A 26,084-nucleotide genomic window follows, 5' to 3' on the forward strand; every position below is an offset into this window, starting at 1 on the left:
GCTTTTAGCAAGCGAATAAAGCGGGCTGGTTGTTTCTTTTCACAGCGGCAAGCGTTGTGTTGAGGCCGGTATCTCAATCTATAGCATATTTGGTTGGCAGGATTAAGGGATGTTGGTGAATTAAATCCAGCGTCGATACAATATTGTTATGGCCTCGTGCAACATAAGCCCCCCGTTACGCGCGTGTTAGAGGGATTAGCAAAGTCATTCATTGCTTAATCCCCGATGTATTGCATGATGACCAATCCCCGCCAGCCGTCACAGTGGTAGGAAAATCGGGTAAAAGTTCGACATCTTGCAACACCATTACCAAGCACGACCCCGCTGATGACTCTGCAATAAAATTATAAACTAAAACGGCATATTACGTGTTTTCCTGCCCCGGCCTTTTCTATACTCATCACGCTTGATTGTGTCGTAAAGCTTATGCTGAGGCAGGGGGGATATTAATTGTTACAAAACGATTCAGGTGAATACATTATTATTCTTGTTGTTTGCTCGGTGGCTTATTTAACGGGGTTAGGATTTTTATTTAAAAGGTAATGAGAGTTATTGTTATTTAAATGCGTGCGCGAATAAATCTAGCCAGAAAAATATGCAAGAAAAATATTTTTTGCTGAAGCGATTTTTCTCATGTTACGCAAATATTAACCGTTACCTCTGCAAAGGTTGATAAAGATCAACTCAGGGTAGCCGGAAAATAACAATATATTAACCACCCGCATACTGTGTTTACGGGCTTGCATGTCGGTCATCAACAGGGGATAGATAATAATGATAAGGGAAAATCAAACATTTTTCCGGGATGGCGTGAATCGCCGCGATTTTATGAAGTTATGTGCGGCATTGGCCGCCACCATGGGGCTCAGCACCAAAGCCGCCGCCGAAATAGCCCACTCGGTAGGTTCGCCACAGCGGCCACCGGTCATCTGGATCGGGGCTCAGGAATGTACCGGCTGTACGGAGTCCTTGTTACGGGCCACTCACCCAACGATCGAGAACCTGTTGCTTGACGTGGTTTCCATGGAATACCACGAAGTCCTCTCTGCTGCGTTCGGCGAACAGGCGGAAGAAAACAAGCACCGCGCGATTGAGCAATACAAAGGGAAATACGTGCTGGTGGTCGACGGCTCCATTCCGATGAAGGATGGCGGCGTCTACTGCATGGTGGCCGGTAAGCCGATCGTTGAACATATCCGTAATGCGGCAGAGCACGCCGCTGCGGTGATCGCCATCGGCTCCTGTGCCGCCTGGGGCGGCGTCGCGGCCAGCGGACCTAACCCGACCGGCGCGGTCAGCCTGCAGGATATTTTACCCGGCAAAACCGTCATCAACATTCCCGGCTGCCCACCTAACCCGCACAACTTCCTGGCGACGGTGGCCCATATCATCACCTATCAACGGCCACCGGCGCTGGACGCGAAAAATCGCCCCGAGTTCGCCTATGCCCGCCTGATCCATGAAAACTGTGAGCGCCGTCCGCACTTTGACGCCGGGCGTTTCGCCAAACAGTTTGGTGATGACGGCCATCGGCAAGGCTGGTGCCTGTATCACCTTGGCTGCAAGGGGCCAGAAACCTACGGCAACTGCTCAACGCTGGAGTTCTGCGACGTGGGCGGTGGCATCTGGCCGGTCGGGATCGGCCACCCATGCTACGGCTGTAACGAGGAGGGCATCGGCTTTACCAAAGGGATCGCCCAGTTGGCTAGCGTCGAAAATCCTACCCCACGAAACGCCAAACCCGAAGTGGGTATCGTCGAAGGCGGGCATGTCAGCCCAACGGCGATGGGATTGCTTGGCGGTGTCGTCGGCCTGGTTGCCGGGGTCAGCCTGATGGCGGTGAAAGAGCTGGGGCGGCAGCAAAAAACGCAGCGTAAAGACGATGAGCAGCCGCCAAGCAAGGAGTAAGCCGTGAATCGACGTAACTTTCTAAAACTGACCTGCGGTGGCGCGATGTTGGCAGGGGTTGCCCCTGCGGCGCAGGCCGGGCCGGAGAACAAGCAGCCCATCCCCAACTCGCTGGGCATGCTGTATGACTCGACCCTGTGCGTGGGTTGCCAGGCCTGTGTCAGCAAATGCCAACGTATCAACCATACCGATGAACCGCATGGCGAAACCTATGCTTACGCGGGTACCGAAGCGACCTGGTCGAACAACGACAAGCTCAGCCCCTATACCAACAACATTATTCAGGTGTGGACCAGCGGAGACGGCAAGCACAAAGACCAGGTGGACAACGGCTACGCCTATATCAAAAAGCAGTGCATGCACTGTGTCGATCCCAACTGCGTATCCGTCTGCCCGGTTCAGGCGCTGCACAAAGATGCCAAAACCGGCATCGTGCATTACAACCCGGATGTCTGTACCGGCTGCCGCTACTGCATGGTGGGTTGCCCGTTCAACGTGCCGAAATACGACTACGACAACCCGTTCGGCAAGATCCACAAATGCGAGCTCTGTAACCAGAAAGGCGTTGCCCGGCTGGATCAGGGCGGGTTGCCAGGCTGTGTCGAAGTCTGCCCAACCGGGGCGGTGATCTTTGGCACTCGCGAGCAATTAATGGCCGAAGCCAAACAGCGTCTGGCCAGTAAGCCCGGTGAAAATTACCGTTACCCGCGCCAAACCCTGCAAGGCAACGACCATTACGAACACCCGGTGCCGCATTACCAACCGCACCTGTATGGCGAGCATGAGGGCGGCGGAACGCAGGTGCTGGTGCTGACTGGCGTGCCTTTCGAGGATCTCGGCTTGCCAGCACTGGAGGAGTTGTCAACCGGTGCGCGTTCCGAGCATATCCAGCACACGCTGTACAAAGGCATGGTGTTGCCGTTTGCCGCTCTGGCCGGGATCACCTTCCTGGTGCAGCGCAACCAGCGTAACGAGCGTCAGGACAAGAAGGAAGATAAACATGACGACGCATAAAACGCAGCCACTCGGCGGGCGGCTGGTGAGCTGGCCGGTGATGATGCTGGCACCGTTTGTGGTGCTGTGCCTGTTGCTGATCCTCAAACGTCTGGTGTTGGGGTTGGGCGATGTTTCCGATTTGAACGGCGGCTATCCCTGGGGGATCTGGATCGCGTTCGATCTGTTGGTAGGCACAGGTTTAGCCTGCGGCGGCTGGGCGTTGGCCTGGGCGGTGTATGTGTTCAACCGGGGAGAATATCACCCGCTGGTGCGGCCTGCGCTGTTGGCCAGCCTGTTCGGCTATTCGCTGGGCGGGCTGTCGATCACCATCGACGTCGGCCGTTACTGGAACCTGCCTTACTTCTATATCCCCGGCCATTTCAACACCTCGTCGGTGCTGTTTGAAACCGCGGTCTGTATGACGATCTATGTCGGCATCGTGGCGCTGGAGTTTGCCCCGGCGCTGCTGGAACGGCTGGGCTGGAAGGTGTCGCTCAAACGGCTCAACAAGGTGATGTTCCTGGTGATCGCCCTGGGCGCATTGCTGCCAACCATGCACCAATCCTCGATGGGTTCGCTGATGATTGCGGCGGGGATCAAAATCCACCCGCTGTGGCAAAGCTACGAAATGCTACCGCTGTTCTCTCTGTTGACGGCGGGCATTCTGGGCTTCTCGATAGTGATATTTGAAGGCTCGCTGGTGCAGGCCGGGCTGCGGGGGAAAGGGCCAGAGGAAACGCCGCTGTTTGCCCGCATGACCTACATCATCGATGGGTTCTTACTGCTGTTTATTGTGCTGCGCTTTGGGGAACTGATCTGGCGCGGCAAAACGGACTATCTGTGGCATCTCGATCGGTTTGCCATCTCGTTCTGGGTGGAAACGCTGTTGATGTTGGTGCCGCTGGTGATGTTCCGCTGGAAACGCAACCGCCGCAACTCACGCCTGCTGTTTCTCGGTGCGCTGAGCATGGTTTGCGGAGCTTCGTTCTGGCGGCTGAATTACGCGTTGCTGGCCTACGACCCTGGCAATGGCTACCACTATTTCCCGACGGCCAGCGAACTGCTGATCTCCATCGGCTTTGTGGCAATTGAAGTTTGTGCGTACATCCTGTTGATCCGGTTGTTACCGGTGCTGCCTGCGCATCAACATAAGAATGAAAACAACCAGTTAGAGGTAGAGCATGAGCCAACGCATCACCATTGATCCCGTCACCCGCATTGAGGGCCACCTGCGCATCGACTGTGAAATCGAAGACGGCAAGGTGGTTAAAGCCTGGTCCTCCGGCACCATGTGGCGCGGAATGGAAGAGATCCTGCAAGGTAATGACCCGCGTGACGCGTGGATGATCGTCCAGCGGATCTGCGGCGTGTGCACCACCATTCACGCGTTAGCCTCGGTGCGGACGGTGGAAAATGCGCTGGGCATGGAGATCCCGGTCAATGCCCAGTATATCCGCAATATCATTGCCGCCGCCCACAGCATTCACGACCATATTGTGCATTTCTACCAGCTCTCGGCGCTGGACTGGGTGGACGTCACCTCGGCGCTGAAGGCCGACCCGCAGAAGGCTGCCGATTTGCTCAGTGGCCTGTCTAGCTGGCCGTTGAACAGCGCTGCCGAGTTCACCCGGGTGCAGCAGAAGATCAAGGATCTGGTCGCCAGCGGCCAACTGGGCATCTTCGCCAATGGCTACTGGGGACACCCGGCCATGGCGTTACCGCCGGAGATTAACCTGATCGCCGTTGCCCACTATCTGCAGGCGCTGGAATGCCAGCGTGATGCCAACCGCGTGGTGGCAATACTGGGCGGCAAAACGCCGCATATCCAGAACCTGGCGGTGGGCGGGGTGGCTAACCCGATCAACCTCGATGCCCCTAGCGTGTTGAACCTCGAGCGCCTGATGTACCTGAAAACCTTTATCGATCGCCTGGGCGACTTTATCGAGCAGGTTTATCTGGTGGACAGCGCGGTGATCGCGGCGCATTACCCTGAGTGGCTAACCCTTGGCAAAGGCTCAGACTGCTATCTCTGCGTGCCGGAGCTGCCGATCGATCGTAAAGGCGACCAGTTCCTGATGCCGGGTGGCTATCTGGAGAACGGCAAGTTCCGGCCAATCGCCAACCAGCGCGATGAGTATCTGATCAAGGGTATTCAGGAGAGCGGTAAACACGCCTGGTATCAGGACGATGAACCGCTGGCACCGTGGGAAGGGCTGACCCGGCCTAAATACACCGGCTGGCAGGAAGATGGCAAATACTCTTGGGTAAAAGCGCCAACCTTCTACGGCAAAGCGGTAGAGATGGGGCCGTTGGCCTGGCTGATGTGTACCCTGCAAGCCGAGCACCCGCCAACCCAGAAATATTTTGCCAAGGTCAACAGCAATTACCAGGCCCTGACCGGCAAAGCGTTAACCGCCGATCAGTTGCCGTCGACCCTGGGCCGCATTGTCGGGCGCACGGTACATGCCTGTGTGCTGCATGAAACCCTGGGCCAGCAGTGGCAGGCGTTGGTGAGCAATATTGGCAGCGGCGACCACGAAACCTTTATCCAACCGAATATTCCGTTGACCGGTGAGATCCGGGGCGTGGGCTTTATCGAAGCTCCGCGCGGTGCATTGTCTCACTGGGTGGTGATCAAGGACGGCAAGATCGCCAACTATCAGGCGGTAGTGCCCTCAACCTGGAACGCCGGGCCACGCAACTTTAACGATGAGCCCGGTCCTTACGAACGCTCGCTGGTTGGCACGCCGGTGGCCGATCCGAGCAAACCGCTGGAGGTGGTGCGAACTATCCACTCGTTCGACCCGTGCATGTCCTGTGCGGTACATATTGTAGACACCACTGGCAATGAAGTGACCAGGGTCAAGGTGCTGTAATGAGAATCTTGGTATTAGGCATAGGTAATCTGTTATTGGGCGATGAAGCGGTGGGCGTGCGCATCGTCGAAGCCCTTGAGCAGCGCTATCGCTTACCGGCCCATGTTGAGGTGCTGGACGGTGGCACCTCGGGGATGGAACTGATGGAAATGATGGCCGATCGCGATCATCTGATTGTGGCGGATGCGGTGTTGACCGGTGCTGCACCGGGTAGCGTCGCCGTGCTGTATGACGAAGATATCCCGGCGCTGTTTACCCGTAAGGTTTCGCCTCATCAACTGGGGCTTTCCGACGTGCTGATGGCGCTGCGGCTGACGGATGAGTTTCCCCGTCGGCTCACCCTGGTGGGCGTGGTGCCAGAGTCGCTGGAGCCTGGAATAGGTCTGACCGCCGTGGTTAGCCAGGCGATTGAACCAGCGTTAGCCCAGGTGTTGCTGGCGCTGCAAGAGAGCGGCGTGGTGGCGGAGCCAAAAGAGGTGGCCAATGCAGACTGTGACTAACGGTTTTCAGCTCAACCCCAGCGCGCTGTTGGAAACCGCCTTTCAGGCGATCGCCGATGGTGAGATGCAGGGTTTGCCGTTTTTCCAACCGCAAATTCCGGTGCGTGCCTGTGGCTTTCAGCTGTTTGAACGGCAGTGGGTCGGCACCATTCTCACGCCGTGGATGCTCAGCCTGCTGGTGTTGCCCGGTCCTGAACAGGTTTGGCAACCCTATGCGGTGGGAGACAAGCTGGCGTTGAGCCTGCCTTGCGGCAGCGTGCGGTTTATCGTCGGTGAGATTGTGGGTTGCGGGCAATACCTGGCCTGTTCGCTGATGTCTCCGTTGGATCGCCATCTGGGGGCCGAGCAGGCGCTGGCGTTGGCACAACAGAGCGCGCGGATGGCGCTTTCGCTACCGGTAGCGGATGGCAACATCCCCAGTAATCCGGGGCGCAGGGCGCTATTTGGTCTTTCACAGAGAACGGCGTAGATGCATGAAATCAGCCTGTGCCTGAGCACGATGGAATTGATAGAACAGCAGGCTCGGCAGCACGGAGCTAAACGGGTGACGGCGGTGTGGCTGGAAATTGGGGCGCTCTCTTGTATTGAAGAGCACGCGCTGCGTTTCAGCTTTGCCTCCGCATCCCGCAATACGCTGGCAGAGGGGTGCCAGCTATTGCTGGACTACCAAGCGGCCCGCGCCTGGTGCTGGAGTTGCAGCATGAGCGTGTTGATTGAAAAACATGATGAAGGTTGCCCACAGTGCGGCAGCCACCAGCTGCGCGTCGAGAGCGGTGACAGCCTGCGGTTAAAGCAGCTGGAAGTGGAATAATTTTGAGGAGTGAATAACGATGTGTACGACTTGCGGTTGCGCCAGTGGCGAAAAAACCATCGAGGGTGACGAACATCATCACCATGACGACCACCATCATCACGACCATCATGATGCTCACCACCATCATCCTGATCATCACCACCACCACGACGGAGAACATCAAGCACCGGCAGGCGTGGTGATCCATCACCATCATCACTATTACCACCAGGGCGATGTGCATCACCATTACGCGGGTGTCGCAGCGGCGGAACGCTTTACGCCAGAGGTGCAACCGCATTCGCAAGACCTGCACTATGGGCACGGCGAGGCGGGGAGCCATGCACCGGGTATCGGACAGCGCCGTCTGGTGCAGATTGAACAGGATGTCCTGAGCAAGAACAACCATCTGGCGGCCCACAACCGCGAACACTTTTCCGCGCAACATATTCTGGTGCTGAACCTGGTTTCCAGCCCCGGCTCGGGCAAAACGACCTTGCTAACGGCCACGCTGGAACGATTGGCGGGCAAATTACCCTGCGCGGTGATTGAGGGCGACCAGCAAACCACTAACGATGCCGAGCGTATTCGCGCCACCGGCGTACCGGCTATTCAGGTTAATACCGGCAAGGGCTGCCATCTGGACGCGCAGATGGTACACGACGCGGCACACCGCCTGGATTTGCAGGATCACAGCCTGCTGTTTATCGAGAACGTCGGCAACCTGGTCTGCCCGGCCAGCTTCGATCTGGGCGAACGACATAAGGTCGCAGTGCTGTCGGTGACGGAAGGGGAAGACAAGCCGCTGAAGTATCCTCATATGTTTGCTGCCGCAACGCTGATGATTATCAACAAGATCGATTTGCTGCCTTACGTTAATTTCTCTGTAGAGAAATGCATCGAGTTTGCCCGCCAGGTTAATCCGTCAATCCAGGTGATCGCATTGTCGGCCACCAGCGGTGAGGGAATGGATCTCTGGCTGAACTGGCTGGGGGAACAATAATGTGCCTCGGTGTGCCCGGCAAGGTGACCGCAGTGGGGGAGGATATCCACCAACTGGCCTGGGCCGACGTGTGCGGAGTGGCGGTCAGGATCAATATTGCGCTGGTCTGTGAAGGTTCACCGCAGGAGCTGATCGGCCAGTGGGTGTTGGTGCACGTCGGCTTTGCCATGAGCCTGCTCGATGAACAGGAAGCGCTGGAGACGCTGGCGGCATTGCAGCATATGCGCGCCGTCGGGTTGGCACGGGATGACGAGGATGCCAATGCGCTACGTTGATGAATTCCGCGATCCGGCGCTATGTCAGGCGCTGTTACGGCGCATCGAAACGTTGATGTTAGCCATTCCCCAGTCGCAGCGCCTGCCGCTACAGGTGATGGAAGTCTGCGGTGGCCACACCCACGCGATCTTCAAGTTTGGTCTTGACCAACTGTTGCCGGACAGCCTGGAATTTGTCCACGGCCCCGGCTGCCCGGTTTGCGTATTGCCGATGGGGCGCATTGATAGTTGCCTGGAGATTGCCGCCCATCCGGAGGTGATTTTCTGCACCTACGGTGATGCGATGCGGGTTCCTGGCCGCAATGGGTCACTGTTGGATGCCCGTCGCCGTGGTGCCGATATCCGGGTCGTTTATTCGCCGCTGGATGCGCTACAGCTGGCAGCGGATAACCCTCAGCGTGAAGTGGTATTTTTTGGCCTGGGTTTTGAAACCACCATGCCCGCCAGCGCCTTGACGTTGCAGCAAGCCCGCCAGCGGCAGCTGAAAAATTTCACCCTGTTTTGCCAACATATCACTCTGATCCCCACCTTACGCAGCCTGTTGCAGCAGCCCGATGTGCGCATCGACGGCTTCCTGGCGCCGGGCCACGTCAGCATGGTGATCGGCAACGCGCCTTATCAGTTTATCGCTGCGGATTATCATAAGCCGCTGGTGGTGACCGGCTTTGAACCGTTGGACATTCTGCAAGGTTTGGTGATGCTGCTGGAACAGCTGCGTGATGGCCGCCGTGCGGTAGAAAACCAATACCGGCGCATCGTGCCTGAACAGGGCAATCTTCTGGCCCAGCGGGCGATGGCAGAGGTGTTTGGCCTGAAAGACAGCAGCGAATGGCGCGGGCTGGGCGAGATTGCCCACTCTGGCGTGCAGATCAAACCTGAGTATGCGGATTTTGATGCAGAGCTGCGGTTTAAACCGCAGGCGCAGCGGGTGGCTGACGATCCGCGCTCACGCTGTGGCGAAGTGTTGACCGGGCGCTGCAAACCGGATGCCTGCCCGCTGTTTGGCAAGCAATGTACGCCGGAGAACGCCTTTGGTGCCCTGATGGTGTCCTCGGAAGGGGCCTGCTCGGCTTACTATCAGTATCGCAGGGAGAACGCATAATGCGTGAAGAGAACAACGGGCGGGAAATCACCCTGGCCCATGGCAGCGGTGGCCGCGCCATGCAATCCCTGATTGAAGAACTCATGCTACCCGCCTTTGCCAATCCGGCATTAAATGCCCGAGAAGATCAGGCACGAATCTCACTGGATGAGCTTGCTACCTCGGGCGACCGCTTGGCGGTATCGACCGACAGTTACGTTATCGATCCCATTTTCTTCCCCGGTGGTGATATCGGCAAACTGGCGGTTTGCGGCACCGCTAACGACGTAGCCGTCAGTGGCGCCCAGCCGCGTTATCTGAGCTGCGCCATGATCCTGGAGGAAGGGTTACCTTATGCCACGCTGGAACGCATCGTCCAATCGATGGCTAGCACGGCGCAGCAGGCCGGGATCCAGATTGTGACCGGCGATACCAAAGTGGTGCCCCGTGGTGCGGCAGACAAAATCTTTATCAATACCACCGGCTTGGGAACCATCCCGGCTGGCGTCAATTGGGGGGCTGCGAACATCCGCCTGGGGGACAGCATTATCGTCAGCGGCACCTTGGGCGATCATGGCGCAACCATTCTGAACCTGCGTGAAGGGCTGGGGTTGGAGAGTGAATTAAGCAGCGATTGCGCGCTGCTGGCCCCGCTGATTGCTCCACTATTACCGATTGCCGGAGTGCGCGCTTTACGCGATGCGACTCGTGGCGGCGTGACGGCGGTGCTGCATGAGTTTGCCGCTGCTAGCGGCTGTGGCATGGCGATTTCCGAGGCGGCGTTACCGTTGAAACCGGCGGTGCGGGGGATTTGCGAACTGCTGGGGCTGGATGCGCTCAACTTTGCCAACGAAGGCAAGCTGGTATTGGTGGTGGCAGCCGAGGCTGAAGCTGAAGTGTTAGCTGCGTTGCATAGTCATCCGCTGGGCCGCGATGCGGCGGTGATTGGCCATACCACCGAGCGCCAGCAGGTGAGTCTCACCGGGCTGTTCGGGGTTTCCCGGCGGCTGGATCTGCCGCTGGATGAGCCTTTGCCGCGGATCTGCTAGTGGTTTGGTTGTGGGGTTGAGTGTGGTTTTGCCCCTCACCCTAACCCTCTCCCACAGGGAGAGGGGACCGACCGAGTTCGTGATTAGTTTTGGAGTCAGTATTTGATCACCGTATCTGACCACAACGCCGAACAGGCTCCCTCTCCTTGGGGAGAGGGTTGGGGTGAGGGAGATAGGAGATACAGATTGATCGCTGGACTAACAGGAGAGTCGAGACAACATGGCAGATTTTGAGCCGGAGAATATCGCCAGCAGCAACGGCCTTCGCCTGCGGATCAAGGGCAAGGTGCAAGGGGTCGGATTTCGTCCCTACGTTTGGCTGCTGGCCCGGCGCTTTAACCTGTGCGGCGAGGTCAGCAATGACGGCGCCGGGGTGATCGTCCAGTTATGGCAATCGTCTGCCATAACGGATTTTTTGCGGGTACTGCCGCAAGAGTGTCCACCCCTGGCGCGGATCGATAGCGTCACCTCTACACCGTTTAACTGGCCGCAACAGCCAGCGAGTTTCACCATTGCCAGCAGCGGCGCGGGGCAAGTGGATACCCATATCGTGGCGGATGCGGCCACCTGCGATGCCTGCCTGGCAGAGCTGAACTCGCCGCATAACCGGCGCTATCACTATCCGTTTATCAACTGCACCCACTGCGGCCCGCGATTTACCATCATTCGCCGGATGCCCTACGATCGGCCCAATACCTCAATGCAGCCTTTTCCGCTGTGCCCGCAGTGCCTGGCGGAGTATCAGGATCCTGCCGACCGTCGTTTTCATGCACAGCCTACCGCCTGCCCGGAGTGTAGCCCGCACCTGTGGCTCAGCGATGCCGCAGGCCAAACCACCGCCAGTGCCGACGATGCGCTGAAACTGGCCTCACAGGCGCTGATTGCCGGGCAGATCGTGGCGGTGAAGGGGATCGGCGGTTTTCATCTTGCCTGTGACGCCACCAACCCGGCTGCGGTACAGCGCCTGCGCGCACGTAAACATCGCCCTGCCAAGCCCTTGGCGGTGATGATGCCGGATACTCACTGGCTGCAACAATGTGTTCAGGTCGCGGAACCGACGGCACTGTTAAAGCTGTTGCGTAGCCCACCAGCCCCGATAGTGCTGGTAATGGCTCACCCGCAAAGTCCCTTGTGCGGGGAGATTGCGCCGGGGCTCAATGAGGTAGGGGTGATGTTACCGGCAAATCCGCTGCAACATCTGCTGTTGCAACAGGTCGCGCGGCCACTGGTGATGACCTCCGGCAATCCGGCAGGCAAACCTCCCGCACTGAGCAACCAACAGGCACTGGATGAACTCGCTGGGGTGGCTGACGTCTGGCTGCTGCATAACCGCGAGATCGTCCAGCGAGCCGATGACTCTTTAGTACGCTTGACCGAGCAGGGTAGTGAGATGCTGCGCCGGGCACGTGGCTATGTCCCGGATGCGATGCCCTTGCCCCCTGGCTTTACCTCCCAACCGGCCATTCTGGCACTGGGAGCCGATAGCAAGAATACCTTCTGCCTGCTGTGGGATGACCGGGCGGTGGTCAGCCAGCATCTAGGCTCGCTGGAAGATGAAACCACCCGGCAACAGCAACAACGATTGTTGGCGCTGTTTGGGGAAATTTACGGCGTGGTGCCACAGGCGATCGCCATCGATGCCCATCCCGGCTATCTCAGCCACCAGCAGGGCCTGGCGTTGGCCAACGAGCGGACGATCCCTTGTGTCACCACGCTGCATCATCATGCCCATCTGGTAGCCTGCCTGGCGGAACATGGCTGGCCGCGCGACGGCGGTAAGGTAATCGGGCTGGCGTTGGATGGGCTGGGATATGGCCTTGGCGGGCAACTGTGGGGCGGTGAATGCCTGCTGGTAGATTATCAGCATTGTGAGCATTTGGGCGGGTTGCCCGCAGTGGCATTGCCAGGGGGCGATGTGGCCGCTCGCCAGCCGTGGCGCAACCTGTTGGCCCAGTTACAGCGTTTTGTCCCCGATTGGCAGACGTTGCCAGAGGCCGCCTCTATCCCTCAACCGCAGGCGACGATCTTACTGCAGGCGGTAGAACGGCAAATCAACTCACCGTTGGCCTCTTCCGCCGGGCGCTTGTTTGATGCGGTAGCCGCAGCATTACAGATCGTGCCGCCACAAATTTCCTGGGAGGGGGAGGCAGCCTGCCAGTTGGAAGCCTTGGCGTGGCAAAGCCCGCCTCATCAGCCCCCGGTTTCACTGCCGCTGCTCGGCAATCAGCTGGATCTGGCCACCTTCTGGCGGCAATGGCTGGCCTATCAGGCCCCCCCGGCGCAGCGTGCTTATGCGTTCCATTTCGCCCTGGCCCAGGGATTTGCCGCATTGGCTCGCCACGCGACAAAGCAATACGGCATCAATACCGTCGTGCTGTCCGGTGGAGTGATGCATAACGCGCTGTTGCGGCAACTGTTGCTCCAGCAGTTACACGGATTACAGGTCTTGCTGCCATCCCGTTTACCGGCAGGCGATGGCGGGTTGGCCTTGGGGCAGGCGCTGATTGCCGCCAACCGACTTATTCAAGGCAGGCATAAGGATGAATTTATAACGTAATCAACTGTTTTTACGAGTAAAACCACCACCTTCATTCACTGGAAAATTTAGGTATTCATTATGCGTATTAATGTCAAAGCTGTGGCTGTATCCCTACTGGCGCTGTTCCCCATGCTGGCCTTTGCCCATGTGGGCCATGACGGTGGCGCGCATCACGTATTAAGCTTTACCGAAGGCTTTATCCATCCGCTGACCGGGATGGATCATCTGGTTGCCATGGTATTGGTAGGCATCTGGAGTGCTATGAATACCAAGCAGTGGTGGCTGGCGCCGCTGGCGTTTGCCGGTTTGCTGTTGACCGGTGCGCTGGTTGGCATGGCAGGTGTGACCGTACCTGGCACTGAGTTCATCGTTGCCGCCTCGCTGCTGGGCATTGGCGTGATGGTTGCCTTACAGCTGAAACTGTCGGCGATAACGGGCGCATTGATTATCGGCGCTTTTGCCATTTTCCACGGCCTGGCCCACGGTGCTGAGCTTTCTCATTCGGTGGCGGCGCTTTCCGGTATGGTGATTGCAACGGCGTTGCTGCACGTGGCGGGGTTGGGTATCGGTTATCTGCTGGCGTCTTCGTCTACGCATAGCGGCTGGGCGCGGGTGATTGGCGGCGGTTCATCTCTGCTGGGGATCGGCCTGCTCAGCGGTATTCTTTGATAGCCTGGTGCCAACAACGGCAAATTGCTGACAGGGATGTTGGCAATAGCTGAATAATCCCTGCTAACGGCTGGATTGACGCTCACTTTTTGGTTAAATTCCAAGGGGAGTTAATGCAGGCGCTAACAGGGATTGTGGCAATGAGAAGGTTTTGGGCACTATTGACGTCTGGTTTTGTCGGTTCCTCCCCGCAGTCCCCCGATCTCGCCGGTTATCAGCCATGAAAAAAATCGGCTTCCACCATCTGTCCTTTATTCGCCATGATAAAAATGCCACTGGTGAACACCTGCTGCGGCGTATTTTGGCTGGGGATAAGGTTTTCTACACCTATAGCGACCAGTTTGCCGATATCAGCGTGCTGGATAAATTGGTTGCGGGAGAGGGGGTTTATATCGGGGCGCATCAACTGGCCGATGGTAGCTACTGGTTGCACTGGCTGGTGAGCGCGGAAAAAGGCATCCTGCAAGCCCAAGCGGCTGATGAACCAAATCCTTCCAGGCTCATCTTGCAGATGGTGGGCTCAGCAGGACTGATTGGGCTGGCGGTCTATGGGTTTACCTGGTTACCCAATCTTTGGGTGGCGGTTATTCTGATGTTGGTCTTAAGCTGCGGCGTATGGGGCTGTTTTAGCTCGTTCACCCAGTGGACGATGAACGCCAGCCGTAGGGCGCGCCAGTCGCTGCAAGGTCTGGAACAGGTGATGCATGGCGATGTTGCCCTTTGCCAAACTTCCGGCGTGCAGCCTCCTGTTCCGAGCAACGATAAACTGATGTCCGATCAGGCCATACTCTCTTGCGTACAAAGCATTGCCACCCGTGTGAGCGCCAGGCGTGAGATTATTGGCAGTGGTGAATACCAGCGGGAAGTGATCGATTACCAATTTAGCTGTAGCGCTGGGCGATTAACGTTTCGCACCGGCGTGGATCCGATGATTGAAAACCTTAACCCGCTGCTGCTGCGTGAACATCCTTTCTTCCTGGCGGCCAACGATCCAGTGACGCTGCTGATCGCCCGGCCGAGCAACGCCGTGATCGGCGTTTGCAATGAGCGGGACGGCAGCGCTTATCTCAACCGGCCAAGCGGTTTGGCGGTGTCACTGCAACGGCTTAAGTGGCTGTATAAAACTTTGCCCATTTGTTGTCTGTTTTTGATGCTGCTGCTGGTCTGTTTCACGTTGAATGACTGGTGGCACCAGGGCGGGGTGCCGGATAAATGGGATTGGCTGGACGCTGCCGACATCTTCGCTACTGTTGGCCTGCTGAGCGTAATGTTCTGCTGTGGCCTGATGCTGCTGTTGGAAGTGGCGGGGTGGTTAGCTCGCAAAGACTCAGTGAACGCGGCGGGTTTTGTCTTGGCTCGCCAAAAGCTAGCGCTGTTCAAGCGCAGCGCTGGCAAGCCTGTCTACCTGCAGGACGTGGCCTGAGAAGTCGTCACCAGAAAATAGGTTTGAATTAATGCAATTGCAGACAGGAAATCGAGTGATGATTAAAGTGATAGGTGGACTGGCGTTAGGGGTGATTTCTTTCTCCTCGCTGGCTGATTGCCAGCCGCTGCTTAACGAATTGGCTAAGCCCTTCGCCGCCAAAACGACCATGAATACCGAGCTGTCCACCTGCAAGGTGTGGCCCTATGCTCCGGAAAAAACCATAGCGGTGCTGATGCTGGAACCCAAGGAAGAGGCCCAACCCGATTTTACCGACTATGACGTCGCCGTTTTGGTGGTTGATAGCCTGACCAGCAAGGTGCTGGCCAGCAAATATCATCCCAAAGCGATTATGGATGATGCCATCTACACCAGCAGCGTGACCATCGACACTGCGCGCTACCAATTATCTCCAGCGATACGCGCCTTCGGGGTGCGTTTTATCCACCGTGGCTCCTCCTCGGTCAATCCCATCAGCATCGAACGGCTTAACCTCTATACCCTGCAAGATCAGCAAGTCAGTCTGGTGCTCAACAATCTCACCATGAATGAATATAGCGGTGAGTGGGATGGCCAGTGTGCAGGGGATTTTGCCACGACCCATCGCGCATTGGCGCTTGGCAAGAGCGCACATAACGGCTTCCAGGATCTACAACTACAGACCATGGCGACGCACAAGGAAGCCAGCAAAAAAGGGGAGGACTGCGTGGAAAGCAGCAAAGTCGTTGCCAAGACCCGCGTCGAACTCAAGTTCGATGGTAAAGCGTATCCGGTTGCACAGGATAAGCTGCTCGATCATCGTTTTTAATCCGTGCCTGGTCGTTAGCAACCATGAAAAAAATCTGCCTCTACGAACAGAGTCGTCGTGCCATGCTGCGCCCCTACGGTCGAACATGTGCGATCCCCAGACAAATCACCTCCGGCTCACCTTGTAGGAGCGCTGCATGCTGCGCCCATTAAGATATTCAATAGGTTAATGTTTGACGCCTATAAATGCCTCAGTCCTCCACCAGCACCTGTTGCAGCGCGGCTATCAGTTTGCGGTTGGCCGCTTCGCTCTTGATCGCCACCCGATAATAGTCGGCGGACAGGCCAGGGTAGTTGGCACAGTGGCGGATCAAGATGCGGTGCTGCAACAACGCCTGTTGCAGATCGTATCCGGGACGCAGGCAGCGGAGGAAAATATAGTTCGCTGCCCCTGGCCAAATGCGCAAGTGCGGCAAGGTAGCCAGCGCGTTAAACAACCAAGCACGCTGCTCTGCCAGCCATTGGTGGGTTTGCTGGATGTAATCGCGATCGTCGAGGATCACCTCGCCTGCCAGTGCTGCATAGGCATTGATGGTCCAGGGTTCGCGCAGTTGTTTCATCTGTTGTAAAGCCGCGCGATCGCTGCTGACCAGATAGCCGAGCCGCAGGCCGGGGATGGCAAAGAATTTGGTCAATGAGCGCAGGATATAAAGGCGTGAATACTCCGCCATTTGTGGGATCAGCCCCGGCGCATCTGGCAGAAAATCGATAAAGGCTTCATCAACGATCAACGCAATATTGTGCTGGCGACAGCAGGCTAGGATGGCCTGCAACAGCGCGGGGTCTGGCATCAGCCCGGTCGGATTGTTAGGGGTGGCCAGGAACAGACAGTCCGGTTGGCGCTCGGCCAGCACCTGCAGCAGCCGCTCATCGGGTTGAAAACCCCCGGCTTCATCCAGCAGGAAGTCCTCGATCTGGCAGTCAATCCGCTGCAAAGCCCGGCGGTATTCGGCAAACCCCGGCGTAAGGAGCAGCGCCGTGCGGGGGCGTAGCCGGTTCACGATGGCGTAAATCAGCTCGGTGGCCCCGTTGCCTGCCATGATATTCTCTGGCGGGCAGTGATGAACCCGCGCCAATGCCGCATGCAGACGCCGGTATTCAACGTCGGGATAGCATTCGGCGCTGGTCAGATGCTCGATAATCGCCGCCTTCAGGCTGGCGGGCATGCCCAATGGATTGATATTGGCGCTGAAATCAATAATCTCGGCCGGATCCAGACCGGTTTTCAACGCCATTTCCAGTACGTTACCACCATGTTCGCTCACGGTTTTGCTATTCCCCTGTCAAGTTTGCGTGCAGGATAACACAGCGTAATTGCCGTTGATCCGTTGCAAACTAAACCTGTCGCCCAGGTGAATGCCAGATCTTGGCGTGTATTCGCCATATCAACAGGTTATTATGGCATGGCCATTGTCGAGGCTATCGAGATGAAAACTAAGTGATAAATTGAAGCGTGGAGTTCATAGAACCCATAACGTTGTGATTAACCGTATTATTGCCAACTGGATAACCCACATCCTGAACGATGACAGGTTGTGGTTGGGAAGGGGGTTTAACTCCCCCGCAGCCCCCGCTGCTGTGATGCCGACGAATCCACTGCGCCACTGATCTGAGGATTGGGAAGGGAGTGGATGAGGATGACGCTAAGCCAGAAGACCGGCCAGTTGGTCACACATTCAACACCTTCGGTGGGAAGGGGGTTGTCATAAGATACGTGCAGCTATGTTGCACCGCCTGGTCGTATCCTGTTGACACCCAAATCCCGCCCGAGAGGTCGGGATTTTTTTATGCCATTAACCCACCATCAGGCTTTCTCAATCGCGGCTACAAGGTGCGTGTCATGACGCTGCTAGCCTGGTTCGCGGCCTTTCTGCTAGACAGTCTGTTAGGTGACCCACCGCACTGGCCGCATCCGGTGCGCTGGATCGGTAACCTGATCACGGTGCTGCAACGCGCGATCCGCCGGACTTGCCATAGCGAGAGAACGCTAAAACTTGGCGGCGGGCTGCTGTGGCTGGGCGTCGTTGGGTCGGTCTGGCTGGTCAGTTGGGGATTTTTGACGCTGATGCAGTATATCCACCCGTGGTTAGGCTGGCTGGCGGAAGTCTGGCTGATTTATACCCTGCTCGCCGGGCGCTGCCTGGAGCAGGCGGCCATGGAGGTTCACCGGGCACTGCAAAGTGCCGATCTTGAGGAGAGCCGCCACAAGCTGTCGTGGATTGTCGGGCGGGATACCTCACAACTGGAAGAGCCGCAAATCACCCGGGCGGTGGTGGAGACGGTGGCAGAAAACAGCGTGGATGGCGTAATTGCGCCGCTGTTCTTTTTGCTGATAGGTGGAGCACCGTTGGCGATGGCGTATAAAGCGGTTAACACTCTTGATTCAATGGTGGGCTATAAAACGCCGAAATACCGCGCTATCGGCTATGTGTCGGCGCGGATGGATGACTTCGCCAACTGGTTACCGGCCCGGCTTAGCTGGCTACTGCTGAGCTGTGCGGCCCGGCTGAACGGGTTGGACTATCGCCAGGCGTTACGCATTGGCTGGCGCGATCGCTATCAGCACACCAGCCCTAACTGCGCCTGGTCGGAAGCCACCGTGGCTGGAGCGCTGGGAGTGCGGCTTGGCGGTCCTAACAATTACTTTGGTCAACGGGTCGAAAAGCCGTGGATCGGTGAGGCCCGGCGGGAGATCGAGCTGGCGGATATTCCACGCAGCACTCGTCTGATGATGACGGCCTCGCTGTTGGCTCTGCTGCTGTTTGCAGCGTTGCGCCTGCTATGGCTTGGCGCTTGAAATAATAATGGTTTGCGCGGCTCAGCCAGCGCGACGTGGAGAATAAGTGATGAAACGGTGTGTGATGGTGCAGGGAACCGCATCCGATGTGGGTAAAAGCGTGCTGGTGGCCGGGCTGTGCCGGATATTTATGCAGGATGGCTATCGCTGTGCGCCGTTCAAATCGCAGAATATGGCGCTCAACTCTGGCATTACCGCCCGTGGCGAAGAGATGGGCCGGGCGCAGATCTTTCAGGCCGAAGCCGCCGGTATCGCACCCGATGTGCGGATGAACCCGGTACTGCTGAAACCGACCAGCGATTGCCAGGCGCAGGTGGTGCTGATGGGCAAAGTGGCCTGCAATATGGACGCGGTCAGCTATCACGAGTACAAGCCGCAGTTGCAGCAACAAATCAGCGAGGTGTATCACAGCCTGGCCAGCGGCTACGACATCATGGTGCTGGAGGGGGCAGGTAGCCCGGCGGAAATCAACTTGCGCGATTGCGATATCGTCAATATGGGCATGGCGGCGATCGCCGATGCGCCAGTGCTGTTGGTGGCCGATATCGATCGTGGCGGGGTATTTGCCGCTATTTACGGCACACTGGCCCTGCTGGAACCGGAAGAAAAAGCTCGGGTGAAAGGGGTGATCATCAATAAATTCCGTGGTGATATTGCCTTACTCTACTCGGGCTTGGAGCAGATCGAAGCCCTGACTGGTGTGCCAGTGCTGGGCGTGATGCCCTGGTTGAATATCGATCTGGAAGATGAGGATGGTGTGGCGTTGCAAAATGGCAAATATGCCCCGACAGGCAGCAGCCATGAGCTGGACATCGCGGTGGTACAGCTGCCCTATATGTCCAACTTTACCGATTTTAATGCCTTGGCGGCCCAGCCTGACGTAGGGCTGCGCTATGTTTCGCACCCGGCGGCGCTGGCCGGTGCCGATCTGATTATCCTGCCGGGTAGCAAAAACACCCTGGGGGATTTGCAGTGGCTACAGCACAGCGGGTTGGCGGCGGCGTTACAGGATCAGCACCGGGCCGGAGTGCAGATCGTGGGTATTTGCGGCGGCTACCAGATGCTTGGCAAGCACATTATTGATGGCGTGGAATCCGGTGTGGAACAGATGGCGGGTTTGGGATTGCTGGATGTCACCACCCGCTTCGCACCGCAAAAAGTCACAACGCAGGTGACAGCACAATGTGAGCCTGGGTTGCCCGGCCTCTGGTCTGGCTGTGGCGAGCAGGACGTCGTTGGTTATGAAATCCATATGGGCACCACCCAGCTAGGATCACAGGCTACGCCTTTCTCCCGTCTTTACCTACGTAACGGCCAACCGGACAGCGCCTTTGACGGGGCAGTTAACCCCGCCGGTAACGTACTGGGCAGCTATATTCATGGCTTATTCGACAGCGCACCTTTTTGCCGCGCGCTGCTAAACCAATTGCGCCAGCGTAAAGGGCTGCCGGTTTACGACGGCCCGGCTTTCGATTATGCCGATTATAAGCAGCAACAGTTTGATCTCTTGGCCGATAAGATGCGGGAACATATTGATATGGATAAAATTTACCGCTTGATGACCGAGCACCAGCAAACGGGGGCCCAATGATCCTGATCACCGGTGGAGCACGCAGCGGCAAAAGTTCGCTGGCCGAAAGGTTAGCGAGCGGTGTCAGTGACCGGGTGTTGTATATCGCCACGTCGGTGGTCACCGATGAGGAAATGGCTGAACGGGTCAAGCTGCATCGCCAGGCCCGGCCTGCGCATTGGCGTACCTGGGAGGGCAGCCAGCAACTGGCCAGCGTGATCGACCAACAGGCGGGGGTGGGAGATGCGGTGATCCTGGAGTGTATTACCACGCTGATCGCCAACCTGATGTTTGACCTGACCGGGGAGATGCCGGTGGAAAGCATCGACTTTGCCGTGGTTGAAACGGCAATCCAACGGCAGATCGATGATCTGCTGGCCGCCTGCGCCCGCAGCCCAGCGGCGATTTATCTGGTCACCAATGAACTGGGGATGGGCATCGTGCCGGAAAACCGTCTGGCACGGCACTTCCGTGATATTGCCGGGCGTGTTAACCAGCGTTTGGCCGCCGCCGCTGAGTCGGTGCTATTGGTAATTTCTGGTATTGAGGTCAAGATCAAATGAGTTTGCGACTGTTTTGGGCCACCCTGCAATTGATGACGCGTATCCCGTTGCCCGCCAGTTGGACACAGGGGTTAGCGATGGATAATTACCAGCGTGGCATCGTCGGTTTCCCCTTGATTGGCCTGATCGTCGGTGCAATCGGTGGCGCCGTCTTTACCCTGTTGGCTCCCTGGTGTGGGGTACCACTGGCGGCGTTGGGATACGTGCTGGCGTTGGCTCTGGTTACCGGTGCCTTCCACCTCGACGGATTGGCCGATACCTGTGACGGCGTATTTTCGGCTCGTACTCGGGAAAAAATGCTGGAGATCATGCGCGACAGTCGCCTAGGTACCAATGGTGGGTTGGCGCTGATCTTTATCGTTGTGGCCAAGGTGTTGGTGATCAGTGAACTGGCACTGCGCGGGGTACCGATGTTGGCCACGTTGGCGGCAGCAGGAGTAGCCTGCCGGAGCCTGGTGGTATTGATGATGTATCGCCAGCCTTATGCCCGTGAGGGTAACGGGCTGGGGAACCTTTACATTGGCAAGATTAGCGGTGGACAAACGCTGTTCACTCTGGCGCTGGGGACCGCTTTGGTCGCCTTGTTAGGGCATGGGCAGGGGCTGTTTGCGCTTGGCTGTGCGCTGATCTCTGTGATGTTACTGCGTACCTATCTGCACCGCCGTCTGGGCGGGCAAACCGGTGACACCCTGGGAGCGGCGATAGAAATTGCCGAGCTGGTCTTCTTACTGGCACTGCTGTGAGTGAGCGTTATGCGGCTATTTTTGGTACGACACGGGCAAACGGCGGCGAATCGGCAGGGCGTATTTTGCGGCATGACCGACTTGCCGTTGACCGAACAAGGTGAGAAGCAGGCCAGGCAGATCGCACAATGGCTGGCCGAGGTGCCTTTTACCCAGGCGATCAGCAGTGAGTTAAGACGCGCCCAACATACCGCCGAGATCGTGCTCGGGCCAAGGGAACTGGTGATCCAACCCGACGGCGGCTTTAACGAAATGAATTTTGGCGACTGGGAAATGTGCCATCACCAGGATTTACAGCAGCAGGATAGTGCTGCCTGGGCCGACTGGGTGGCGGATTGGCAGCTAGCCTGCCCGCCAGCGGGGGAGTCCTTTCCACTGTTTTCACAGAGGATTAGCCAGCAGGCCCAGCGTCTGCTGAACGAACAGGGCGATGGCGATCGTTTGCTGGTGGCGCACCAAGGTTCTCTGAGCCTGCTGCTGGCTGGGTTACTAAAGTTGCCCCCCGCCGGGATGTGGCATTTCCCGTTTACCCAGGGAACCTACAGCGTGGTGGAACTCAACCAGGGGTTTGTCACGCTAAAAGTATTTAACAGCCAGGCTCATTGGCAGCCTGCAAGCAGAGAATAAAGTTATGCAAACATTGTCATCGTTAATCGACCTGATTAAGCCGTTGGACGCGGCCGCCATGCAACAGGCAGCGGCAAAGATTGATGGCCTGCTTAAGCCACCGGGCAGCCTTGGCCGCCTGGAACAGTTGGCGACCCAGTTGGCCGGGATGCGCGGTTTTAGCGAGATGGACGCCAGCCGCAAGCAAATAATCGTCATGATGGCCGATCACGGCGTTTATGCCGAAGGGGTGGCGGTGTCACCGCGTGAAGTGACGGTGATCCAGGCGCTGAATATGGTGAAAGGCAATACCGGCGTTTGCGTATTGGCGGCCAATGCCGGTGCCGAGGTGAAGCTGGTGGATGTTGGCATCGACAGCGAACCCTTGCCGGGCCTGATCGACATGAAAGTTGGGCGCGGCAGCGGCAACATTGCGCGTGGTGCGGCAATGACGCGCCAGCAGGCGGAGGAGTTGCTGTTGGCCACGGCTCAATTGACGCTGGAACAGGCGGCGCTTGGGGTGAAGTTGTTTGGCGTTGGTGAGTTGGGGATGGCTAATACTACGCCAGCCGCGGCGTTAGTTAGCGTCTTTACCGGCCGCGATCCGCAGGAAGTGGTCGGCATTGGGGCCAATTTCCCCAGCGATCGTTTGCACCACAAGGTGGACGTGGTGCGTCGGGCGATTGAGGTAAATCAGCCGGATACCCAAGACGCGTTGGACGTGTTGGCGAAGCTGGGTGGATACGATCTGGTGGGAATGGCTGGCGTGATGCTGGGGGCTGCTGCGGCCGGTCTGCCGGTGATCCTCGATGGTTTTCTCTCTTATGCCTCTGCACTGGCGGTCTGCGGCATTGCGCCTCAGGCTCGGGATTACCTGTTGCCGTCCCATTTCTCTGCGGAGAAGGGCGCGGCTGCGGCTCTTGAGCACCTGCAATTGGCACCTTATCTGCAGCTGGACATGCGGCTGGGGGAGGGCAGCGGTGCCGCCATCGCCATGCATATCGTGGATGCCGCCTGCGTGATGTTTAATCAGATGGGATCGTTGGCGGACAGTAATATCGTTATTCCCGGTAGCGCGACCTGAACGGCTGATACCACCACCAAGGTTTCACCTTGTAGGGGCGCCGCCCGCTTAGCTAGGGTCGAACATATGCTCGACCCTGTTAATTCGACAAATTAAGCAGTTTGCAGGTTGGTTGCCCGGCCAAACAGGCGTTTAAACAGCCAGTAAATCACGCTGGCTGCCAGCAGTGAGTTAATGGTTGGCACACCCCATTCCGTCACCAGGCCGATTACGCTACCGACGATGCTGGCGATAATCGCTGCCCAGCCGATGAGCGGCGTTTGTTGCGGCAGTTGGCCAAGCTGGCGGCTGGCGTCCAGAGCATCGCGGTGGCTGCGCAGCAGGAAATAGTCCACCAGCATGACGCCGAGGATCGGTGGGAATACCACGCCCAGCACGGTCAGGAAATCCACAAACCGATCCAGGATCCCAAGAACCGAAAGCAGCGTGCCCAAAAGACCGATAATCACCGTGGTCGCGGTGTATTTCAGCTTCTTACCGGTAATCCCTTCAACCGCATTCACTACGCCCAAGGACGACGAATAGAGGTTCAGATCGTTAACGCGCAGGGTGGAGAACACGACCACCAGCAAACCGATACCGCCTGCACTCTGGGCCATGATCGTTACCACGTCTGCGGTGCCGAGCGTTTTGGCAATAAAAATCGCCAGGCCGTTAACCACGAATTCACCGGCAATAATGGTCAGCAGAGTAATGCCAAACACGTGGCGTTTGTTTTTGGAGTAACGGGTCAGGTCAGGGGTCATCAGGCTGGCGACAATGGCGCCGCCGACCACGATGGTGATGCCCGCGCTGATGGTTAACGCGTCCCCCATCGGTGCCAGCAGAATGGCCTCATGCAGTTTCTGCCCAGAGAGGACGTTATAGGAAATAAAGAACACCAGCAGGATAAACAGCGGCACCGCGATACGTGCAGTGATGCGCAGCGCTTTAAAACCAAAAGCGACCAGCACCGTCAAAAACAGGCCGGAGAGTGAGGCTGACAGCGGGAAGCCCAGGCGATCGCCCAAGGCGAAGTTAAGCGATTTGGCAAAGATGGCGTTCTGAATGCCAAACCAGCCCAACAGGCTGACGGCCACTACCAGGCCGATAAGCACCGAGCCTATGCGGCCAAAGCCACACCAGCGAGCCAGCAGGCTGCCGGAGATACCTTCTCTCATCCCGGCCAAACCCAGCCCGAACGTCACGACCCCAAAGATCAGGCTGCCAATCGAGATGGCGATAAAGGCATCGGTCAGGGTCATTGAGTTACCCAGCACGGCACCCAACATAAACTGGTCCAAGGCCGTTAGCATACCCATATGCACGATGGCGACGCTGAGGAAGGAGACCCTCTTATCCTGCGGTACCCGGCTCAGTGGGTAGTCTTCAATTTTAATCACGATAATCTCTCGTTAACGTTTAAATAAATTGGATGCCTTTTTCAATCAGGCGTACTGGAATGTAGCTGTCCAAATTCACCAGTTTGCAATACTCCTCGAACTGCTGGAGCGTATGCACATCGGCTTTTTGGTAGATGTTGTAGATTCTATTTTCTATGGTTTTATTGCTGACGTCATATAACCTGGCAATCTCTTTGTTGGTGTAGCGTTGCAGCATCAAAAATATGATATCCAACTCCGACTGGGTAAAAATCTGGATGCTGACTTCGGTGGTTAATATGCTGGGTTTTTGCTGGTTGATATATTTTAGCGGTGAAAAACTGTCCAGCGGACGGGCGTTCCACATGGTGCCAACCAGCTCTTCCTTGTCATTATAAATAGGCAGTTTTTCGCTGATAAAGGGGACCAGGCTGTCGCTACCGTACCAGAAGTGCGTCTCGATGACGGCTACGCGATCCCGCGTTCCTTCGGTTTTCCTGTCGTGTTCTTGCAAGTCGGGGGCGAACTCTGCCCAATCGGCAGGGAATTCGGCATCAAGCTTGCCCGCAATATCGAAATTGAGAGGTGTATTGGTATAAAGATAGGCCGCCTTATTCATATAAATATGGCGTGAAGATAAATCTTTAATGCCCCAAGGCTCATTTAAATGTTCCATCATGGTGATGAGACCTTTTAAATATAATTCATTGCTCTGCCAAAATGAATCCATTTGAACCCCTCATACTCCAGCGCTATTAGATGTTTTTCGCTAAATAAATGCGAGTATGGCGGTGCGCATAGCCCGCTAAGTTGCCATACGGTTGGTACCCCAGTTTTTCGTAAAATGCCTGCGCCTGAAAACTGAAGGTATCGACATAGGCCATATGGCAACCGCGCTTGACGGCTTCCTGTTCTGCCCGCAGCATCAGGTCACGGCCGTAGCCTTTTTTGCGATACTCGTCGCTTACCCAAAGGTACTGGACTTCTAATCCACCCCACCAGGTTCTGGCAACCAACCCTGCCACAATCTGCCCGCGATCGTCGGTGACGGTCAGGAATAACGGATGAATATCTACCGCATCATACTGATGGTTGTGCGCCCAGAGGCTGTCAATCACGAACTCTTCGTCCTGCGGATTTGGAGTGTCCGTTACGTTAATCTTCATGGCCAATCTTTCCTTTTCATGCTAATAATTCAAATGTTCATTAAGGTGTCTGTATTGATTAGCTTTTGTTAACATTTATTGACAATGATTACAAGGGTGTTTTTCACCTGTTTTCCTGGTGGCAAAAAATGGGTATGTTGTTGGCAAGAGAAGGGAATAATTGACCTTTCTCAAGAGTATACCGAATAGAAAATATTGTGCTTCACCAGGGATACGCCCTTTAGGGCCGAGGGTAGTGACAAGAGCAAGCTAACTTGCCAACCGCACTATTCCTC

The 26,084-nt window shown here is 56.8% G+C and carries 25 protein-coding genes and 1 riboswitch; of the genes, 21 read left to right on the forward strand and 4 right to left on the reverse strand.

Going from position 1 to position 26,084, the window contains the following annotated elements; genetic code table 11:
* Positions 1 to 774 precede the first annotated feature (774 nt).
* From hybO to WN53_RS26895, 15 genes are all read left to right on the forward strand, one after another.
* The gene (gene hybO / locus WN53_RS18785; protein ID WP_024487114.1) at positions 775 to 1,908 is read left to right on the forward strand and encodes a hydrogenase 2 small subunit; all 1,134 of its coding nucleotides are present in this window, start codon (positions 775 to 777) and stop codon (positions 1,906 to 1,908) included.
* Positions 1,909 to 1,911: 3 nt separating this feature from the next.
* Entirely contained in the window at positions 1,912 to 2,922 is a 1,011-nt protein-coding gene (hybA, locus tag WN53_RS18790; RefSeq protein ID WP_046808164.1) for a hydrogenase 2 operon protein HybA, read from the forward strand.
* Complete coding sequence (hybB, locus tag WN53_RS18795) at positions 2,909 to 4,108, forward strand: Ni/Fe-hydrogenase cytochrome b subunit (protein WP_021804782.1); 1,200 nt, start codon at positions 2,909 to 2,911, stop codon at positions 4,106 to 4,108. The genes hybA and hybB overlap by 14 nt, the downstream gene beginning before the upstream one ends.
* Complete coding sequence (hybC, locus tag WN53_RS18800; protein WP_046808165.1) at positions 4,086 to 5,780, forward strand: hydrogenase 2 large subunit; 1,695 nt, start codon at positions 4,086 to 4,088, stop codon at positions 5,778 to 5,780. Before hybB ends, hybC begins: the two co-directional genes overlap by 23 nt.
* On the forward strand, positions 5,780 to 6,280 hold the full coding sequence (locus tag WN53_RS18805; RefSeq protein WP_024486890.1) for a HyaD/HybD family hydrogenase maturation endopeptidase: 501 nt from the start codon (positions 5,780 to 5,782) through the stop codon (positions 6,278 to 6,280). The genes hybC and WN53_RS18805 overlap by 1 nt, the downstream gene beginning before the upstream one ends.
* Positions 6,264 to 6,749, forward strand: coding sequence for a hydrogenase-2 assembly chaperone (gene hybE, locus WN53_RS18810; protein WP_024486889.1), 486 nt, complete (start codon positions 6,264 to 6,266; stop codon positions 6,747 to 6,749). The genes WN53_RS18805 and hybE overlap by 17 nt, the downstream gene beginning before the upstream one ends.
* Positions 6,750 to 7,091, forward strand: a complete 342-nt coding sequence (hypA, locus tag WN53_RS18815; RefSeq protein ID WP_024486888.1) for a hydrogenase maturation nickel metallochaperone HypA — start codon at positions 6,750 to 6,752, stop codon at positions 7,089 to 7,091. It abuts the gene before it with no gap.
* A gap of 19 nt (positions 7,092 to 7,110) precedes the next feature.
* Complete coding sequence (hypB, locus tag WN53_RS18820; RefSeq protein ID WP_024486887.1) at positions 7,111 to 8,076, forward strand: hydrogenase nickel incorporation protein HypB; 966 nt, start codon at positions 7,111 to 7,113, stop codon at positions 8,074 to 8,076.
* Positions 8,076 to 8,351, forward strand: a complete 276-nt coding sequence (hybG, locus tag WN53_RS18825) for a hydrogenase maturation factor HybG (protein ID WP_024486886.1) — start codon at positions 8,076 to 8,078, stop codon at positions 8,349 to 8,351. Before hypB ends, hybG begins: the two co-directional genes overlap by 1 nt.
* Positions 8,338 to 9,453 (forward strand): hydrogenase formation protein HypD, encoded by a 1,116-nt coding sequence (gene hypD, locus WN53_RS18830; RefSeq protein WP_024486885.1) that lies wholly within the window; start codon positions 8,338 to 8,340, stop codon positions 9,451 to 9,453. Before hybG ends, hypD begins: the two co-directional genes overlap by 14 nt.
* 59 nt (positions 9,454 to 9,512) lie before the next feature.
* The gene (gene hypE, locus WN53_RS18835; RefSeq protein ID WP_024486884.1) at positions 9,513 to 10,481 is read left to right on the forward strand and encodes a hydrogenase expression/formation protein HypE; all 969 of its coding nucleotides are present in this window, start codon (positions 9,513 to 9,515) and stop codon (positions 10,479 to 10,481) included.
* Positions 10,482 to 10,701: 220 nt separating this feature from the next.
* A complete protein-coding gene (gene hypF, locus WN53_RS18840; RefSeq protein ID WP_046808166.1) occupies positions 10,702 to 13,038 on the forward strand; it encodes a carbamoyltransferase HypF in 2,337 nt (778 codons plus the stop codon).
* Between the two features lie 60 nt (positions 13,039 to 13,098).
* The gene (locus WN53_RS18845; RefSeq protein ID WP_024486278.1) at positions 13,099 to 13,689 is read left to right on the forward strand and encodes a HupE/UreJ family protein; all 591 of its coding nucleotides are present in this window, start codon (positions 13,099 to 13,101) and stop codon (positions 13,687 to 13,689) included.
* Positions 13,690 to 13,909: 220 nt separating this feature from the next.
* On the forward strand, positions 13,910 to 15,112 hold the full coding sequence (locus WN53_RS18850; protein ID WP_024486279.1) for a hypothetical protein: 1,203 nt from the start codon (positions 13,910 to 13,912) through the stop codon (positions 15,110 to 15,112).
* A gap of 58 nt (positions 15,113 to 15,170) precedes the next feature.
* Positions 15,171 to 15,920, forward strand: a complete 750-nt coding sequence (locus tag WN53_RS26895) for a PA3715 family protein (RefSeq protein ID WP_052754323.1) — start codon at positions 15,171 to 15,173, stop codon at positions 15,918 to 15,920.
* Positions 15,921 to 16,110: 190 nt separating this feature from the next.
* On the opposite strand, the gene cobD is transcribed toward WN53_RS26895, so the two are convergent.
* On the reverse strand, positions 16,111 to 17,184 hold the full coding sequence (cobD, locus tag WN53_RS18860) for a threonine-phosphate decarboxylase CobD (protein ID WP_024486281.1): 1,074 nt from the start codon (positions 17,182 to 17,184) through the stop codon (positions 16,111 to 16,113).
* Positions 17,185 to 17,405: 221 nt separating this feature from the next.
* A riboswitch (cobalamin riboswitch) is annotated at positions 17,406 to 17,598 on the forward strand.
* A 161-nt stretch (positions 17,599 to 17,759) separates the two neighbouring features.
* Here cobD and cbiB point away from each other — a divergent pair.
* From cbiB to cobT, 6 genes are read left to right on the forward strand one after another with little or no spacing between them, the layout of a single operon-like run.
* On the forward strand, positions 17,760 to 18,716 hold the full coding sequence (cbiB, locus tag WN53_RS18865; protein ID WP_024486282.1) for an adenosylcobinamide-phosphate synthase CbiB: 957 nt from the start codon (positions 17,760 to 17,762) through the stop codon (positions 18,714 to 18,716).
* A gap of 49 nt (positions 18,717 to 18,765) precedes the next feature.
* Positions 18,766 to 20,307 (forward strand): cobyric acid synthase, encoded by a 1,542-nt coding sequence (locus WN53_RS18870; protein ID WP_024486283.1) that lies wholly within the window; start codon positions 18,766 to 18,768, stop codon positions 20,305 to 20,307.
* Positions 20,304 to 20,849, forward strand: a complete 546-nt coding sequence (gene cobU / locus WN53_RS18875) for a bifunctional adenosylcobinamide kinase/adenosylcobinamide-phosphate guanylyltransferase (protein WP_024486284.1) — start codon at positions 20,304 to 20,306, stop codon at positions 20,847 to 20,849. Before WN53_RS18870 ends, cobU begins: the two co-directional genes overlap by 4 nt.
* On the forward strand, positions 20,846 to 21,592 hold the full coding sequence (cobS, locus tag WN53_RS18880; RefSeq protein ID WP_024486285.1) for an adenosylcobinamide-GDP ribazoletransferase: 747 nt from the start codon (positions 20,846 to 20,848) through the stop codon (positions 21,590 to 21,592). The genes cobU and cobS overlap by 4 nt, the downstream gene beginning before the upstream one ends.
* Positions 21,593 to 21,601: 9 nt before the next feature.
* The gene (locus tag WN53_RS18885; RefSeq protein WP_024486286.1) at positions 21,602 to 22,219 is read left to right on the forward strand and encodes an adenosylcobalamin/alpha-ribazole phosphatase; all 618 of its coding nucleotides are present in this window, start codon (positions 21,602 to 21,604) and stop codon (positions 22,217 to 22,219) included.
* 4 nt (positions 22,220 to 22,223) lie between these two features.
* On the forward strand, positions 22,224 to 23,282 hold the full coding sequence (gene cobT, locus WN53_RS18890; protein ID WP_024486287.1) for a nicotinate-nucleotide--dimethylbenzimidazole phosphoribosyltransferase: 1,059 nt from the start codon (positions 22,224 to 22,226) through the stop codon (positions 23,280 to 23,282).
* Positions 23,283 to 23,374: 92 nt separating this feature from the next.
* Here cobT and WN53_RS18895 read toward each other — a convergent pair whose 3' ends face one another.
* From WN53_RS18895 to WN53_RS18905, 3 genes are read right to left on the reverse strand one after another with little or no spacing between them, the layout of a single operon-like run.
* Positions 23,375 to 24,664, reverse strand: a complete 1,290-nt coding sequence (locus WN53_RS18895; protein ID WP_046808167.1) for a cytosine permease — start codon at positions 24,662 to 24,664, stop codon at positions 23,375 to 23,377.
* A gap of 19 nt (positions 24,665 to 24,683) precedes the next feature.
* Complete coding sequence (locus WN53_RS18900) at positions 24,684 to 25,373, reverse strand: helix-turn-helix transcriptional regulator (RefSeq protein ID WP_024528492.1); 690 nt, start codon at positions 25,371 to 25,373, stop codon at positions 24,684 to 24,686.
* A gap of 25 nt (positions 25,374 to 25,398) precedes the next feature.
* Positions 25,399 to 25,809, reverse strand: coding sequence for a GNAT family N-acetyltransferase (locus WN53_RS18905; protein ID WP_024486734.1), 411 nt, complete (start codon positions 25,807 to 25,809; stop codon positions 25,399 to 25,401).
* Positions 25,810 to 26,084: the final 275 nt, after the last annotated feature.

It is taken from the genome of Serratia fonticola, from assembly GCF_001006005.1.
In the GTDB taxonomy this organism is placed as follows: Bacteria; Pseudomonadota; Gammaproteobacteria; order Enterobacterales; family Enterobacteriaceae; genus Chania; species Chania fonticola.

Coding starts and splice junctions, on each gene's coding strand:
- hybO (WP_024487114.1), top strand. CDS start 775: ATGATAAGGGAAAATCAAACATTTTTCCGGGATGGCGTGAATCGCCGC.
- hybB (WP_021804782.1), top strand. CDS start 2,909: ATGACGACGCATAAAACGCAGCCACTCGGCGGGCGGCTGGTGAGCTGG.
- hybC (WP_046808165.1), top strand. CDS start 4,086: ATGAGCCAACGCATCACCATTGATCCCGTCACCCGCATTGAGGGCCAC.
- WN53_RS18805 (WP_024486890.1), top strand. CDS start 5,780: ATGAGAATCTTGGTATTAGGCATAGGTAATCTGTTATTGGGCGATGAA.
- hybE (WP_024486889.1), top strand. CDS start 6,264: ATGCAGACTGTGACTAACGGTTTTCAGCTCAACCCCAGCGCGCTGTTG.
- hypA (WP_024486888.1), top strand. CDS start 6,750: ATGCATGAAATCAGCCTGTGCCTGAGCACGATGGAATTGATAGAACAG.
- hypB (WP_024486887.1), top strand. CDS start 7,111: ATGTGTACGACTTGCGGTTGCGCCAGTGGCGAAAAAACCATCGAGGGT.
- hybG (WP_024486886.1), top strand. CDS start 8,076: ATGTGCCTCGGTGTGCCCGGCAAGGTGACCGCAGTGGGGGAGGATATC.
- hypD (WP_024486885.1), top strand. CDS start 8,338: ATGCGCTACGTTGATGAATTCCGCGATCCGGCGCTATGTCAGGCGCTG.
- hypE (WP_024486884.1), top strand. CDS start 9,513: ATGCAATCCCTGATTGAAGAACTCATGCTACCCGCCTTTGCCAATCCG.
- hypF (WP_046808166.1), top strand. CDS start 10,702: ATGGCAGATTTTGAGCCGGAGAATATCGCCAGCAGCAACGGCCTTCGC.
- WN53_RS18845 (WP_024486278.1), top strand. CDS start 13,099: ATGCGTATTAATGTCAAAGCTGTGGCTGTATCCCTACTGGCGCTGTTC.
- WN53_RS18850 (WP_024486279.1), top strand. CDS start 13,910: ATGAAAAAAATCGGCTTCCACCATCTGTCCTTTATTCGCCATGATAAA.
- WN53_RS26895 (WP_052754323.1), top strand. CDS start 15,171: ATGATTAAAGTGATAGGTGGACTGGCGTTAGGGGTGATTTCTTTCTCC.
- cbiB (WP_024486282.1), top strand. CDS start 17,760: ATGACGCTGCTAGCCTGGTTCGCGGCCTTTCTGCTAGACAGTCTGTTA.
- WN53_RS18870 (WP_024486283.1), top strand. CDS start 18,766: ATGAAACGGTGTGTGATGGTGCAGGGAACCGCATCCGATGTGGGTAAA.
- cobU (WP_024486284.1), top strand. CDS start 20,304: ATGATCCTGATCACCGGTGGAGCACGCAGCGGCAAAAGTTCGCTGGCC.
- cobS (WP_024486285.1), top strand. CDS start 20,846: ATGAGTTTGCGACTGTTTTGGGCCACCCTGCAATTGATGACGCGTATC.
- WN53_RS18885 (WP_024486286.1), top strand. CDS start 21,602: ATGCGGCTATTTTTGGTACGACACGGGCAAACGGCGGCGAATCGGCAG.
- cobT (WP_024486287.1), top strand. CDS start 22,224: ATGCAAACATTGTCATCGTTAATCGACCTGATTAAGCCGTTGGACGCG.
- WN53_RS18900 (WP_024528492.1), bottom strand. CDS start 25,373: ATGGATTCATTTTGGCAGAGCAATGAATTATATTTAAAAGGTCTCATC.
- WN53_RS18905 (WP_024486734.1), bottom strand. CDS start 25,809: ATGAAGATTAACGTAACGGACACTCCAAATCCGCAGGACGAAGAGTTC.